Origin of the sequence: Aquiflexum sp. TKW24L (assembly GCF_023502205.1) — a bacterium.
Classification (GTDB): Bacteria; Bacteroidota; Bacteroidia; order Cytophagales; family Cyclobacteriaceae; genus Cognataquiflexum.
Genome location: NZ_JAMFLG010000006.1, coordinates 64,839 through 79,573 on the forward strand (window position 1 = coordinate 64,839; position 14,735 = coordinate 79,573).

At 42.5% G+C, this 14,735-nt stretch carries 12 protein-coding genes; 9 read left to right on the forward strand and 3 right to left on the reverse strand.

From position 1 onward, the window contains the following. The first annotated feature begins 13 nt into the window (after positions 1–13). The 8 genes from M3O96_RS05795 (at position 14) to M3O96_RS05830 (ending at position 10,610) form a co-directional block, all read left to right on the forward strand. Entirely contained in the window at positions 14–1,687 is a 1,674-nt protein-coding gene (locus M3O96_RS05795) for a SusD/RagB family nutrient-binding outer membrane lipoprotein (RefSeq protein ID WP_249719356.1), read from the forward strand. 20 nt (positions 1,688–1,707) lie between these two features. Next, the gene (locus M3O96_RS05800; protein WP_249719357.1) at positions 1,708–2,670 is read left to right on the forward strand and encodes a hypothetical protein; all 963 of its coding nucleotides are present in this window, start codon (positions 1,708–1,710) and stop codon (positions 2,668–2,670) included. A 208-nt stretch (positions 2,671–2,878) separates the two neighbouring features. Continuing rightward, positions 2,879–5,677, forward strand: a complete 2,799-nt coding sequence (locus M3O96_RS05805) for a 2-oxoglutarate dehydrogenase E1 component (RefSeq protein WP_249719358.1) — start codon at positions 2,879–2,881, stop codon at positions 5,675–5,677. Between the two features lie 93 nt (positions 5,678–5,770). Further along, complete coding sequence (gene odhB / locus M3O96_RS05810) at positions 5,771–7,309, forward strand: 2-oxoglutarate dehydrogenase complex dihydrolipoyllysine-residue succinyltransferase (RefSeq protein WP_249719359.1); 1,539 nt, start codon at positions 5,771–5,773, stop codon at positions 7,307–7,309. A 206-nt stretch (positions 7,310–7,515) separates the two neighbouring features. Beyond that, positions 7,516–7,875, forward strand: coding sequence for a four helix bundle protein (locus tag M3O96_RS05815; RefSeq protein WP_249719360.1), 360 nt, complete (start codon positions 7,516–7,518; stop codon positions 7,873–7,875). Positions 7,876–8,036: 161 nt separating this feature from the next. Then, positions 8,037–9,434: a dihydrolipoyl dehydrogenase gene (gene lpdA / locus M3O96_RS05820; protein WP_249719361.1), complete on the forward strand. Its 1,398-nt coding sequence runs from the start codon at positions 8,037–8,039 to the stop codon at positions 9,432–9,434. Between the two features lie 230 nt (positions 9,435–9,664). Further along, positions 9,665–10,111, forward strand: a complete 447-nt coding sequence (locus tag M3O96_RS05825) for a hypothetical protein (protein WP_249719362.1) — start codon at positions 9,665–9,667, stop codon at positions 10,109–10,111. A gap of 13 nt (positions 10,112–10,124) precedes the next feature. After that, on the forward strand, positions 10,125–10,610 hold the full coding sequence (locus M3O96_RS05830; protein WP_249719363.1) for a peptide deformylase: 486 nt from the start codon (positions 10,125–10,127) through the stop codon (positions 10,608–10,610). A 1-nt stretch (position 10,611) separates the two neighbouring features. On the opposite strand, the gene M3O96_RS05835 is transcribed toward M3O96_RS05830, so the two are convergent. The 3 genes from M3O96_RS05835 to M3O96_RS05845 all read right to left on the reverse strand — a co-directional run bounded on the left by M3O96_RS05835 (position 10,612) and on the right by M3O96_RS05845 (position 11,697). After that, positions 10,612–11,001 (reverse strand): helix-turn-helix domain-containing protein, encoded by a 390-nt coding sequence (locus tag M3O96_RS05835; protein ID WP_249719364.1) that lies wholly within the window; start codon positions 10,999–11,001, stop codon positions 10,612–10,614. Positions 11,002–11,059: 58 nt separating this feature from the next. Then, complete coding sequence (locus M3O96_RS05840; protein ID WP_249719365.1) at positions 11,060–11,242, reverse strand: type II toxin-antitoxin system HicA family toxin; 183 nt, start codon at positions 11,240–11,242, stop codon at positions 11,060–11,062. Between the two features lie 158 nt (positions 11,243–11,400). Further along, complete coding sequence (locus M3O96_RS05845) at positions 11,401–11,697, reverse strand: hypothetical protein (protein WP_249719366.1); 297 nt, start codon at positions 11,695–11,697, stop codon at positions 11,401–11,403. Between the two features lie 217 nt (positions 11,698–11,914). Here M3O96_RS05845 and carB point away from each other — a divergent pair, with 217 nt between their 5' ends. Continuing rightward, positions 11,915–14,734, forward strand: coding sequence for a carbamoyl-phosphate synthase large subunit (carB, locus tag M3O96_RS05850; RefSeq protein ID WP_249719367.1), 2,820 nt, complete (start codon positions 11,915–11,917; stop codon positions 14,732–14,734). The last annotated feature ends 1 nt before the right edge of the window (position 14,735 follow it).

Below are 14,735 nucleotides of genomic sequence, written 5' to 3' on the forward strand. Positions count from 1 at the left end.
AAAAGACACTACAATGAAAACAAAATTATATAGTTTATTTATCGCCCTTAGTTTATTGGTGGTAAGTGCCTGCGATTTGGATTTGCAAGATGATCCAAATGCTGTAACCGCCTCAACGGCAAATTTGAATTTGGTGTTGAATAGAATCCAATTGGATTTTGTGTCATTCTTTGATCAGACATCAGATAATGGAATGCGCTTGACCAGGATGTTGAACCAAGCAGACAACCTTTATGGACAAGCTTACCAACCCATTTCCTTCAATGGGATTTGGACTACGAGTTATGCGAATGTGCTCAACGACATCAAGTTTTTGGAACCATTAGCGGAACAGGCAAATTTTCAGAGACACTTGGGAATCGCCAAAGTGATCAAGGCTTATGTATTGATGACGTTGGTGGATAATTTCAATGATGTACCTTATTCTGAGGCCTTGGATCCTAATAACTTTAATCCAAAATATGACTCAGGACCAGCGGTATACGCGGCTGCGCTTGAGGCTTTGACTCAGGCAAGGGGACATTTTACTGCAACAACGGTAGGTGCTCCACAGGATTTGTTCTATGGTGGTGTTTATGCCAACTGGATCAAATTGATCAATACCTTGGAATTGAAATACCACTTGAACAGAAAATTGATTGACGCCGCAGGAAGTGCTGCTGCCATCAATGCTTTGATAGTGAGAAATGATTTCATCCAGCCAGGTCAGGAATTTGTGTTCCGATATGGGACCAACCTCACAGATCCTGATTCACGTCATCCTAGTTTTGGAGGTAATTATACACCTTCAGGTGCAGGAGATTATATGTCTACTTGGTACATGTATGCATTGACTGAAAGTAAAGTTTCGGGGGGAAATCCACTTATTGATCCCCGTGCGAGGTTCTATTTCTATCGTCAGCAATTAGTCAACCCAACCAATCCTCAGTTTTTAAGGTGTGTGGGAGAATTCGCTCCAGGACATTATTTGGCAGGCGGATTTCCATTCTGCTTACCCGGAACAAGAGGTTATTGGGGTAGGGATCACTTGAACGGCGAAGGTATTCCACCTGATGGCTTATTACGGACCACATGGGGAGTCTATCCTGCGGGTGGTCGATATGATAATGATACAGGTGCCCAAATCAGTCCATCAGGAGCAGCGGCTGGCTCACAAGGTGCAGGTATTCAGCCTATCATGTTGCCTGCTTTTGTTGATTTCATGTTGTCAGAGGCTGCGCAGACCATACCGGGTGTAACAGGTGATGCAAAGGCATTATTGTTAAGTGGAATTACCAAATCGATCAATTATGTAAGAGCTTTTAGCCTTGCATCCTCCACCACTGAAGCTGCTGCAATTAATTCTTACCTTCCGCAAGCCACATTCACAACACAATCTACAAATTACATTAACTATGTGACTGCGGAATTTGATGCAGCCCCGGCAAATAGGAAGATGTTTGTGATTGGAAGAGAATATTGGATTGCGCTTCATGGAAGTGGCAATGAGGCTTACAACCTTTACAGAAGAACTGGTCAACCTGACGGAATGCAACCATCTTTGTTGCTTGATGCTGGGGATTTTCCAAGATCCTTCTTTTATCCAAACAACCATGTTGCTACCAATACCAACGCGGTTCAGAAGGCTTCACAAAGGCTAAGGGTATTTTGGGATACCAATCCTGAAGGAAACGGTTGGGTTAATTAATTCTCTAAATGATCGATATTATGAAAATGATAAAATATAGTTTCGGATTGATCGTGACATTGATGTTGTTCATCACGTCTTGTGCCGATTTTGTCGAGCCTAATATTCCTTATGCCACCTTCAACAATGGGGCATATTTGAGGACAATAGCTAGGACAAGCACCTCTTTTAATTTCTTTGATTTGGCCAATGGCAAATTTGATATTACTGTAGAGGCTGTCGACAATGAAAATGGCGCCACTGTACAAACAGTGGAAGTAAGGGTGAGGCATAGAAGATTGGTACCGGGTGTGGGATTACAGTATATCCCTGCGGCTGGTGCCAACAACCTTGTAAACGATGTGCTTGTCAAAACTTTGACACTTGCTGATTTTAAACCAAATGACAAATCAAAATTTCTGAGGGCAGGCATTTTAATTACTTCGGCTGAAACATTGACTGCACTTGGAGTAACAGCAGCTCAGATAAACGGTGGTGATGCGTTTGAATACAGATTGAAATTGACAGATAAATTTGGCAGGGTATTCAATGATATCAATGCCAGTGGTGATGTCAAAGGCGGTGCTTTTTTCGCATCTCCATTCTTGTATAACGTTTCTGTAGTTTGTCCATCTGATTTAGGCGGAACCTTTCAATATTCATCGTCTGAAATGGATTCAGCGTTTGGATCCTGTCCTGGAACAATAACAGGAAATGTAACATTTACTCCTGTGGCAGGTTCCACTTCTTATACAGTTTCTGATGCTACTTTTGGTCTATGGGCTTGTTATGGTGACACCTTTGGTGGAAATGTTAGGCTCAATGATGCCTGCGGTGTATTGTCTTTCTCAGGTACGGATAAGTACGGTGACTCTTATACCTTTAACTTCATCAGTGTTACACCTGCTGAGCTAACATTTACATGGAAAAACTCATCCAATGAAACGGGCAGAGTAGTGTTAAAATCCAATGTGGGCAAACCATGGCCTCCAGGATTGAGATAAATTTAAATTATAATCTAATTGAAAAGCAGCATCTTCGGATGCTGTTTTTTTTTGTCTTTTCGTCAATTCAGTTTTAGATTCAGCCTCTGTATTTTATTCGTATGAGGTGGAATCAGATTGAAAAAAAATATTACATTTGGGAAAACGAATATACAGTTTTTAAATGTCTTTTTTTGAACTTACATTTGTCTGATTGACAATAATAACAATGGACAAATTTTCCTTTATCGCAAATGCACATGTGGCTTACATAGATGAGTTATATGCAGATTACAGAAACAACCCAGAATCAATAGACCCAAGTTGGAAGGATTTTTTTAATGGGTTCGATTTCGCAGTGACCAAATATGGTGAAGATGCTTCGACTGTAGCTGCTCCAAAAAATGGGGAATCTTCTAAAGAAGCTGTGAATGGCTCCTTGCTTACCCCCGGGACTATCATGGATATGGAGCAATTGCCGAAAGAAATTAAAGTCAGGGCTTTGATCCATGCTTACAGATCTAGGGGTCACCTCAGATCCAAAACCAATCCTGTAAGGGAAAGGAGAGACAGGAAAGCATTGTTGGATATTGAGGATTTTGGATTAAGTCAAAATGACCTCAATACAGAATTTCAGGCAGGGAAAGAAATTGGGATTGGTACGGTAAAACTGTCAAAACTGATCGAATCCATGAAAATCATTTATGAGGGAGCCATTGGTTTTGAATATACCTACATCAGAGATCCTGAGATGTTGGATTGGTTAAAGACCAAGTTTGAAATGGAAGCCCTGTCTTTCAATCCAACCGTAGAAGCCAAGAAAAGGATTCTTTTTAAACTGAACCAAGCCGTAGTTTTTGAAAATTTCTTGCATACCAAATACCTTGGACAAAAGCGATTTTCACTTGAAGGCGGTGAAAGTACCATTCCATTTTTGGACGCTGTCATCAATTCCGCCGCAGATCTTGGGGTAGAAGAAGTAATGATTGGTATGGCCCACAGAGGAAGACTCAATGTGCTTTCCAATATCATGGGAAAAACATACGAGCAGATTTTTTCGGAATTTGAAGGTACAGCGAAGCCTGACCTGACTATGGGCGATGGTGATGTCAAATACCACATGGGTTATTCCAGTGATATCATTACAACAGGTAATAAAAAAGTTAACCTAAAACTCGCACCTAACCCTTCACACCTCGAGGCAGTCAATCCCGTAGTTGTTGGATTTTTGAGGGCAAAGATTGATTCTCAGCATCAGAATGATTCCAATAAGGCACTACCAATATTGATCCATGGAGATGCGGCAGTTGCCGGTCAGGGGATCGTCTATGAGGTGACCCAGATGGCAGGCTTGAAAGGCTATAATACGGGAGGAACCATCCATTTTGTTATCAATAATCAGGTGGGATTTACCACTGATTTTGATGATGCAAGGACTTCAATATATTGTACAGATGTAGCCAAAATCATCGATGCTCCTGTAATCCACGTCAATGGAGACAATGCCGAAGCGGTAGTTTTTGCAGCCAATATTGCAGCGGAATTCAGGCAAAAATATAGAAAAGACATTTTCATAGACATGGTATGCTACAGAAGGCATGGCCATAACGAGTCCGATGAGCCAAAATTCACCCAGCCGGAACTTTACAATATCATCTCCAAGCACCCTAACCCACGTGAAATCTATGTCAAGAGATTGACTGAAAGAGGCGATATAGACGCAGAGATTGCAAGGGTGATGGATGAAGAATTTAGACAATTGCTTCAGGACAGGTTGAATATGGTCAAAGAGAAACCTTTGCCCTACCAGTTTACCAAATTTGAATCCGAATGGCAATCACTTAGAAGATCCACTCCTGAGGATTTTGACCAATCCCCGGAAACTGGTGTTTCCATCGAAAAAATCGAAAAAGTAGCGGAGGCGGTTACTACCATTCCGAAGGGATTCAGGCCGATCAAGCAGATTGAAGTACAGCTGAAACAGAGGAAAGACATGTATTTCACAGCCAAATCCCTCAATTGGGCAGCAGCGGAATTGCTGGCTTATGGATCCTTGCTTCTAGAAGGTAAAACAGTGAGAATCACCGGTCAGGATTGTCAAAGAGGAACATTCTCTCACCGACATGCGGTAGTCCATGATGCGAATTCTAACAAGCCCTTTAACTTCTTAAAAGAACTGAAAGACAGCAAAGGGCAGTTTCATATTTATAATTCCCTGCTTTCGGAATATGCGGTGCTAGGTTTTGAATATGGCTATGGCATGGCCAATCCGCATTCACTCACGATCTGGGAAGCACAATTCGGAGATTTCGCGAATGGTGCACAAACGATGATTGACCAGTTTATTTCTTCAGGAGAATCCAAATGGGGAAAAATGAACGGCATAGTCATGTTGTTGCCACACGGGTATGAAGGTCAGGGTCCAGAGCATTCCAATGCCAGGCCAGAAAGATTTCTTCAGCTTTCTGCAGAATACAACATGGTGGTAGCCAACATCACAGAGCCTTCCAACTTCTTCCATTTATTGAGAAGACAACAGACCTGGGATTTCAGAAAGCCTTGCGTAGTCATGTCTCCCAAATCTTTATTGAGACATCCAAAGGTTGTTTCTCCATTGGAGGAGTTCACAAAAGGCAGCTTTAGGGAGATTTTATTGGATAAATCAGTAAAAGCCGAAGAAGTAAAGCGGGTCTTGTTGTGTTCAGGCAAGATTTTTTATGACCTTGACGAAGTTAGAGAGAAAGAAAAAGTGTCCGATGTGGCTATCATTCGGATCGAGCAGCTACATCCTCTACCTAAAAAACAGATTTTGGAAGCCCTTCAGTCATATAAAGGTGCCGAAATCGTATGGGTACAGGAAGAACCAGAAAATATGGGTTATTGGAATTATATTCTGAGAATGCTTTATAAGGAGATTCCGATGGAAATCATTGCCAGAAAGCCATCTGCTTCCCCGGCCACAGGCTACAATAAAGTCCATGTGGATGAACAGGGTAAGATTGTAAGAAAGGCTTTGAAACTTTCCTAATCCACCTTTTGCACTGGAAAATTTCCTTGAACAGTGGATTGATTTAGGATATCAAGAAAAATTTGGCCGATTAGGCCTAAAAGAAATAAAACAATGAACCTAGAAATGAAAGTCCCCACTGTAGGGGAGTCAATAACCGAAGTAACCATTGGTCAGTGGTTTAAAAAAGACGGTGATCAAGTCCAGATGGATGAGGTAATCTGTGAGTTGGAATCTGACAAAGCTACTTTTGAGCTGACAGCAGAAGCTGCCGGTACTTTGAAAATCAAAGCCCAAGAAGGGGACACTTTGGAAATCGGAGCAGTTATTTGTGTGATCGATACCATATCAAATTCAGAAAGCAAAGAAGAAAAATCTACAGTTATGGAAGCATCAAAATCAAGCCAAGGAGGCAAAACAGGGGAAATCAAAGATATGATTGTACCTACTGTCGGGGAATCAATCACTGAAGTGACATTGGCATCATGGTTGAAAGCCGATGGTGATTATGTGACTTTGGATGAAATCATCGCTGAAGTGGACTCCGACAAGGCTACTTTTGAATTGCCTGCTGAAGCCAATGGAATCCTCCGCCATGTTGCCAAAGAAGGGGATACTTTAGAAATCGGTGGCTTGATCTGTAAAATCGAAGTAGTCGAAGGTGGTGCTCCGGCGACAGCTGCTTCTGCTCCCGCTGAAACAGAATCCGCTAAAACAGCTCCATCGGGAAATGAAACCTATGCCACCGGCCATGCATCTCCTGCTGCAGCCAAAATTATTGCCGAAAAAGGCCTTAATACTGGTGATGTCAAAGGAACAGGAATAGACGGACGCATCACCAAAGAGGATGCAATGAGTGCAGAAGCCAAACCTAAAGAAGCTCCAAAAGCTGTTGAGGTGAAACCTGTAGCTCCGAAGGCAGAAGCACCTTCTGCTCCCAAAATAGCCGGCAGCAGAGAAAGTAGGAGAGAAAAAATGACCTCTTTGCGAAGAACTGTTTCCAGAAGATTGGTGGCCGTGAAGAATGAGACTGCCATGCTGACCACTTTCAATGAAGTCAACATGGGTCCAATCATGGATATCCGTAAGAAATACAAAGATCAGTTTAAGGAAAAGCACGGCGTCAACCTTGGCTTCATGTCGTTCTTTACCAAAGCTGTTTGCGTGGCACTTCAGGAATGGCCCGCTGTCAATGCCATGATCGATGGCAACGAAATCATCTACAATGATTTCTGCGACATTTCCATCGCTGTTTCTGCACCAAAAGGATTGGTCGTGCCAGTCATCAGAAATGCAGAAGCCATGTGCTTTGACCAAATCGAAAAAGAAGTGGTAAGATTGGCTGTCAAAGCAAGAGACAACAAATTGTCGATAGAAGAGATGACCGGCGGTACCTTTACCATCACCAATGGTGGAGTTTTTGGTTCCATGATGTCCACTCCGATCATCAATGCGCCTCAGTCCGCCATTCTCGGCATGCACAATATCGTAGAGAGACCGATGGCTGTCAATGGCGAAGTCAAAATTTTGCCAATGATGTACCTTGCCCTTTCTTACGACCACAGAATCATCGACGGCAGAGAGTCAGTCAGTTTCTTGGTACGCGTCAAGCAATTACTCGAAGATCCGACAAGACTGCTTTTTGGAGTTTAAGGGAAGTATAAAGGATCAATGGTGAGGAAGAAGTAGGAGAGTAGGAGGTAAAAGGTGAGAAGTAAGAGGTGAAATTGAGTACAAAGTATCATGTACCAAGAACCAGGTATTTAAATAGTCGAATAAATTAGGTCCTTGAGAAAGTATAGGAGTGAAGGAAATTTAAAATTCAGTTAAATTATCCCTTCACTAAAATCCCAAGGAAAATGCACAGATATAAAGAGTTGAAAGTTTGGCAAAAGGCCATTGACTTAGCAGTTGAGGTTTACAAGCTCACTGAGAAACTGCCGAAAGATGAAAGATTCGGTTTGATAAGCCAAATGAATCGGGCGGTGGTTTCAATTCCTTCCAATATTGCTGAGGGTGCAGGTAGAAACGGCAAAAAAGAATTCCATAATTTCTTAGGAATTGCTCTTGGATCTTCAATCGTATTGGATACGCAAATGGTGATATCAAATCGCCTGAATTATCTGAATGATGAGGATTTCAAAAATATTGAAAAAGAATTGAAGCATGTGCAAAATATGATTGTAAAGCTTAAAATGAGTTTGAACATTTATACTTAATTCGAATCTTGATCCGGAATACATCAGCAAGATTTAAATATACTTGGTACATTGTACTTAGTACTTGGTACTATATATATCAACAAAATTCAATCTTCAGTGATACCAAGTCTCACGTTTTGTGTCTCATCCCGATAGCTCGGGACTAAAATCTAAAATAAATGTACGACGTCATAGTAATCGGTTCAGGCCCGGGAGGATACGTAGCAGCCATCAGGGCGGCACAATTGGGTATGAAAACCGCCATCATTGAGAAATACCCCACGCTCGGAGGAACATGCCTCAATGTAGGCTGTATCCCTTCCAAAGCACTTTTGGACTCTTCCGAGCATTATCATAATGCTGCCCATACTTTTAAAACCCACGGCATCAACCTCAGCAACTTGGAGGTTAACCTGGAGCAGATGATTGCACGCAAAGCTGATGTGGTCAAGCAAAACGTGGATGGCATCCAGTTTTTGATGAAGAAAAACAAAATCGATGTACACCACGGTTTGGGTTCTTTTGTAGATGCCACTACCGTCAAAGTCACCAAAGACGACGGTTCATCTGAAGAAATCAAAGGAAAAAATATCATCATTGCGACAGGTTCAAAGCCTGCTTCTTTGCCATTTATCAAAATCGACAAGGACAGGGTCATCACCTCTACCGAAGCTTTGAAACTGAAAGAAATCCCCAAGCACATGATCGTCATCGGCGGCGGAGTGATCGGAATGGAATTGGGTTCTGTCTATGGCAGGCTCGGTGCAAAAGTATCTGTAGTAGAATACCTCGATGCCATCATTCCTTCCATGGACCGCACGATGGGCAAAGAACTTCAGAAGTCTTTGAAGAAATTGAATTTCGACTTTTACCTGAAACACAAAGTGACGGCTGTGGAAAACACAGGAAAAGAGGTCATCGTCAAAGCAGAAAACAGCAAAGGGGAAACCATCGAAATTGTAGGCGATTATGTCTTGGTTTCCATTGGGAGAAAAGCATATACCGAAGGACTGAATGCCGAAGCGGCAGGAGTGAAGATCACGGAAAGGGGATTGGTCGAAGTGGATGCACATCTGCAAACAAATGTCCCAAATATCTACGCCATCGGAGACGTGGTCAAAGGAGCGATGTTGGCGCACAAGGCAGAGGAGGAAGGCGTCTTCGTAGCAGAGACCATCGCCGGACAAAAGCCGCATATCAACTACCTGTTGATCCCTGGAGTTGTTTACACCTGGCCGGAAGTGGCTTCAGTGGGATATACCGAAGAGCAGCTCAAAGAGCAGGGAGTCAAATACAAAACAGGGAAGTTCCCCTTCATGGCCTCAGGCCGCGCAAGGGCTTCCATGGATACGGATGGCGTAGTCAAAGTTTTGGCAGATGCCAATACGGATGAAATCCTCGGAGTACACATGATCGGACCAAGGACTGCCGACATGATTGCTGAAGCGGTTGTTGCTATGGAATTCCGTGCTTCTGCTGAAGACATTGCAAGGATGTCGCATGCGCACCCAACTTACACAGAAGCTTTCAAAGAAGCCTGCTTGGCCGCCACGGACAACAGGGCATTGCATATTTAGAACCTGAACCTTTGAGGTCTTTTTTTGACCTCGAAGGTTTAAAAAAAGACAGAAGACCATCGGTCTAACTTAGTTGAAAAAAACCTGTCAGAATTTAATTCTGACAGGTTTTTTTTTGGATAAAGAATTTCTAATTCTTAAGTTTAACGATGCTCAAACAGATCTGTATAATTTTCTTTTTTCTCATTCATATTCATAGTATTGCCCAAGAGAATCTGAGAAATGATTTTTTGAATCAAATATTTAATACCATTTCAGATGATCCAATAAAGTGTTCCTCAGAAATTCCTGATTGGACTTATCGTAAGGTAAAAGAAGTCTTGGAGACAGACGGCACTGGATTTTCCCCTAAAGGCCAAAACCAAAAATGTGATCTTTCAAATGAAGACCGAAAATTCCTTTTGGACTTAATAGAAAATAAAAAGATCAAGGCTGTCTATGAATATGGATCAAGATTGAGTGTGGCTTCCAATGAGGATAAAAAGAAGTTGGCTAATTGGGAGGGAAGTCAGATTTTCACTTTTTCCGAACCTGTTTTTTTCAGGGACAGTTCAATGGCCCTCTTCTTCCAATATCGATTTTGCGGTTCCAGATGCGGAGAGGGAAGATGGTCTGTCTATTTTAAGGATTCTGGAGAATGGAATGAATGTTTGATTCTTTTAAGCATGGTATCTTGAAATATTTCTTTTGATGAAAAAAGTCGAAGACATTCTCAAACTCGGTGATCCCCGCCTCTATGAAAACTGTGCGGCACTGACCCATGATGAACTTCCTTTGGTAGAAAATTGGGTGAAAGACCTGCACGAAGCCATGGAAGATATCCGGAGAAGATATGGATTTGGGCGGGGGATTGCTGCACCTCAGTTGGGGATCATGAAGCGCTTGTTTTACCTCCATCTCGACAGACCCTATATCATTATCAATCCTGAAATCGTCAATCCAAGTAAAGACATGTTTGAACTTTGGGATGACTGCATGAGTTTCCCGAATCTGCTCGTCAAAGTAAAAAGACACCAAACCCTGACCTTGGAATATTTGGATGAAAATTGGGAAAAGCAGTCTTGGAGCGTCGAGGGTGCGATCTCGGAACTTATCCAACATGAATACGATCACCTAAACGGCGTACTATGCACCATGCGGGCCATTGATGATAAGTCGTTTAAATGGAAAGAATGATTTATGAGGTTACGATAATTACCCCTTGCAGCTCTGCAGCCAGATTGCGCAGCGTTTTTTCTATTTTTTTTGCCTGCTCGATAGAAGGGCTTTTTACTCCTGAGACATATTGTCTTAGCAGCCCTGGATTCATTCCGGCATGTTCAGCTATGGTGGAGATTTTCAGAAAGTCAAACTTCTGAAATAATGCATAGATGTCATATTGGTGAGTGAATTCCACATATTCTGGAGCTAGTTCCTCAAAGTCCCACAAGAGTGCTTTGATTTTAGCTTCCAATTCTGATATAGTTTCAGCAAAGTCTGTGATAAGATTATCGTTGTACACGATTCGTCCCCAAAGTTCCTTGCCCGTCTGTCTTTCGATCGTCAATGGGATTTTTACAATTTCCATTTTTTCCTGCTTGTTATGTGTCTTGTTGTTGTATAGGGTATAGCGAAGTTGGCAAGGGTTACTTAAGTCCCGCTTGTTTCAGAATGGAGTTTAATGTACCTACTGGTATATCCCCTCCATGAATGGGGACAGTTACTTTTCCCGGTTTAGTTGGGTGGACAAGCTGGAGGTGACTTCCCTTTTGTGTTTTTTCTGACCAGCCATCTTGCTTGAGTAACTTCAGCAAGTCTTTAATTTTCATACGGTCAAAGTAGCAAATAAGTTACTTATTTGCAAATGACTCGGCATCTTTTCAGCTAATTATTCATGTAAAATTTTGTCTATTCTCTTTATAAATTGAGAATTAACCCAAACGAGTCACTATATCTTTAGCCCCGCGCAAGGTGCTTTTCTAATTTTTTACTTCAACCAATCGACTATCACCGCCTCCCCTTCGACCAACAGCCCCGAAGTGGGCTGAATAATAATAACCCCGTGCAAGGTGCTCCCCTTGTTTTTATACTTCAACAAATCTCCCTGCACCGCCGCTCGGGGTAATGAGAATGCAATATCTCTGGTTTTTGGGAGCATAAAGGTGAAGTGAGGAATTGTGTTTACTCCAAAAACAAGAATGCCTGATTGATCAGTTCTTTTTAAATTTCTCCCGCTAGCTACCCGCATGTTATTCCACCCTTTTATCCCTTCCATCCGCGTCATCGGGATGTAATTGGAATTACATCGCATATCCTAACCAAAAGGTAAATTTCCCACCTCCAACAAAAAACAGTTCCAAATATTCCGAATTGCAAATTCCACTCCATTCAAATAATCTTTCTGCCCTTTTTTTGGATACGGTCGGGCTACTTAAAATTATTTCCCTAATTTTGGACCAATTTAGCCGTAAGTATTTAAACCTCTTAAAACCTCTTTTGGAATGCCTAAGGAAACTAGCATCAAGCACACACTCATCATCGGTTCAGGACCCATTGTCATCGGTCAGGCATGCGAATTTGATTACGCCGGTTCGCAAGCTGCAAGGTCCCTCAGGGAGGAAGGTATCAAAGTCACTTTGATCAATTCCAACCCTGCCACGATCATGACGGACCCCGTGACTGCCGACAATGTGTATTTGCTGCCTCTCGACAAGAAATCCATCATCAAAATCCTCCAAGAGCATCCGGATATCGATTCGATTTTGCCTACTATGGGCGGACAGACTGCGCTGAACCTTGCCATTGATTGTGATAAATCAGGCATTTGGAAAAAATACGGTGTCAGGATGATCGGTGTTGACATCGATGCTATCGACACTGCCGAGAACAGAGAAAAATTCAAAGCGCTGATGGAAAAAATCGGGGTAGGTGTTTGTAAAGGAGACACGGCTACTTCTTTCCTTCAGGGAAAAGAAATCGCCCAGGAAATCGGTTTTCCCCTTATCATCAGAGCATCCTACACCCTCGGGGGTGCAGGTGGTGCTTTTGTAGAAAAAGAAGAAGATTTTGAAAAAGCCCTTGTTGCCGGACTTCAAGCTTCACCTGTCCATGAGGTGCTCATTGAGCAAAGTATTACAGGTTGGAAAGAATATGAACTCGAGGTCATGAGGGACAATATCGGCAACATGATTGTCATCTGTTCCATCGAAAACTTTGATCCGATGGGCGTGCATACCGGGGACTCCATCACCGTGGCGCCGGCGATGACATTGCCGGATACGGTTTACCAAAGGATGAGGAATTATGCCATCACGATGATGAACAGCATCGGGACCTTTGCCGGAGGCTGCAATGTGCAGTTCTCAGTCAGTCCTGACAATACCCAGATTATCGGAATTGAAATCAACCCAAGGGTATCCCGTTCTTCTGCATTGGCCTCCAAAGCCACAGGTTATCCGATTGCCAAAGTAGCGGCAAAGTTGGCCATAGGTTATAACCTTGATGAGCTGACCAATTCCATCACTGGAAATACTTCTGCGTTTTTTGAACCTGCCATTGATTATGTGATTGTCAAAATCCCAAGATGGAACTTTGACAAATTCAAAGGTGCTGACAGGAGATTGGGATTGTCCATGAAAGCTGTCGGTGAGGTGATGGGTATTGGGCGCAATTTTCAGGAAGCTTTGCAAAAAGCCTGTCAATCTCTCGAGATCAAAAGAAATGGATTGGGTGCCGATGGCAAAGAACTCCGCGACCAACAGAAGATTTTATATAGCCTTGCCAACCCAAGTTGGGACAGGCTTTTCCATATTTACGATGCCTTCAAATTGGGCATTTCCTTCAGGACCATCCATGACCTGACCAAAATCGACAAGTGGTTCCTCAGGCAGATTGAAGAACTCATCCACGTCGAGGACCAGATCAGCAAATTCAACCTCAATACCATTCCAAGGGAATTGATGGACACAGCCAAGAAAAAAGGTTATGCGGACCGTCAGTTAGCCCATCTATTGGGTTGTTTGGAGAGTGAAGTCTTCACCAAACGCTATGACGAAATGGGCATCAAGCGGGTTTACAAACTCGTAGATACCTGCGCTGCGGAATTTGATGCACAGACTCCTTATTACTATTCCACTTTTGGAGAAGAAAATGAATCTCCGGTTTCCAAAAGGAAAAAGGTGGTGGTTTTGGGTTCAGGGCCAAACAGGGTAGGACAGGGGATTGAGTTTGATTACTCCTGTGTCCATGGTGTTTTGGCTGCCAAAGAATGCGGCTATGAAACTATCATGATCAACTGCAACCCTGAAACGGTTTCTACGGATTTTGACATTTCTGACAAGCTTTATTTTGAGCCGGTCTTTTGGGAACATATTTATGAAATCATCCTGCACGAAAAGCCTTTGGGCGTGATCGTGCAATTGGGGGGTCAGACAGCCTTGAAGCTTGCGGAGAAGTTGGATAAATACGGCATCAAGATCATCGGGACAAGTTTCGAAGCTTTGGATTTGGCGGAGGATCGAGGGAGGTTTTCCACTTTGCTAAAAGATAACAATGTTCCTTATCCAGAATTCGGCACCATCCACGATACGGATGAAGCTTTGGAATTATGTAAAACAATTGGATTCCCACTTCTGGTAAGACCATCTTATGTACTCGGTGGCCAAGGAATGAAAATTGTCATCAATGAAAAAGAACTCGAAGAGCATGTTGTAACAGTGTTGCGGGATATTCCAAACAATGAGATCCTTTTGGATCATTTCTTGGAGAATGCCATTGAAGCAGAAGCAGACGCAATCTGTGATGGAGAAAATGTATACATCATCGGCATCATGCAGCATATCGAGCCGGCAGGAATCCACTCTGGAGATTCCTACGCGGTATTGCCTCCTTATAATCTTGGCGACTATGTAATGCGTCAGATTGAAACCTACACCAATAGAATTGCATTGGCGCTTAGAACAGTTGGTTTAATCAATATTCAATTTGCGATCAAAAACGACAAGGTCTATGTCATCGAAGCCAATCCACGGGCATCCAGGACTGTTCCTTTCATTTGCAAAGCCTATCAGGAACCTTATGTCAATTATGCCGTAAAGGTGATGTTGGGTGAGAAAAAAGTAACCGATTTTGAATTCAATCCTGTCAAAAAGGGTTATGCCATCAAAGAACCGATTTTCTCTTTCCACAAATTCCCCAATGTCAACAAAGAATTGGGACCTGAAATGAAGTCAACTGGAGAAGCCATTTACTTCATTGAGGATTTGATGGATGATTACTTCTTGAAGATTTATTCTGAAAGAAACCTTTACCTTAGTAGATAAA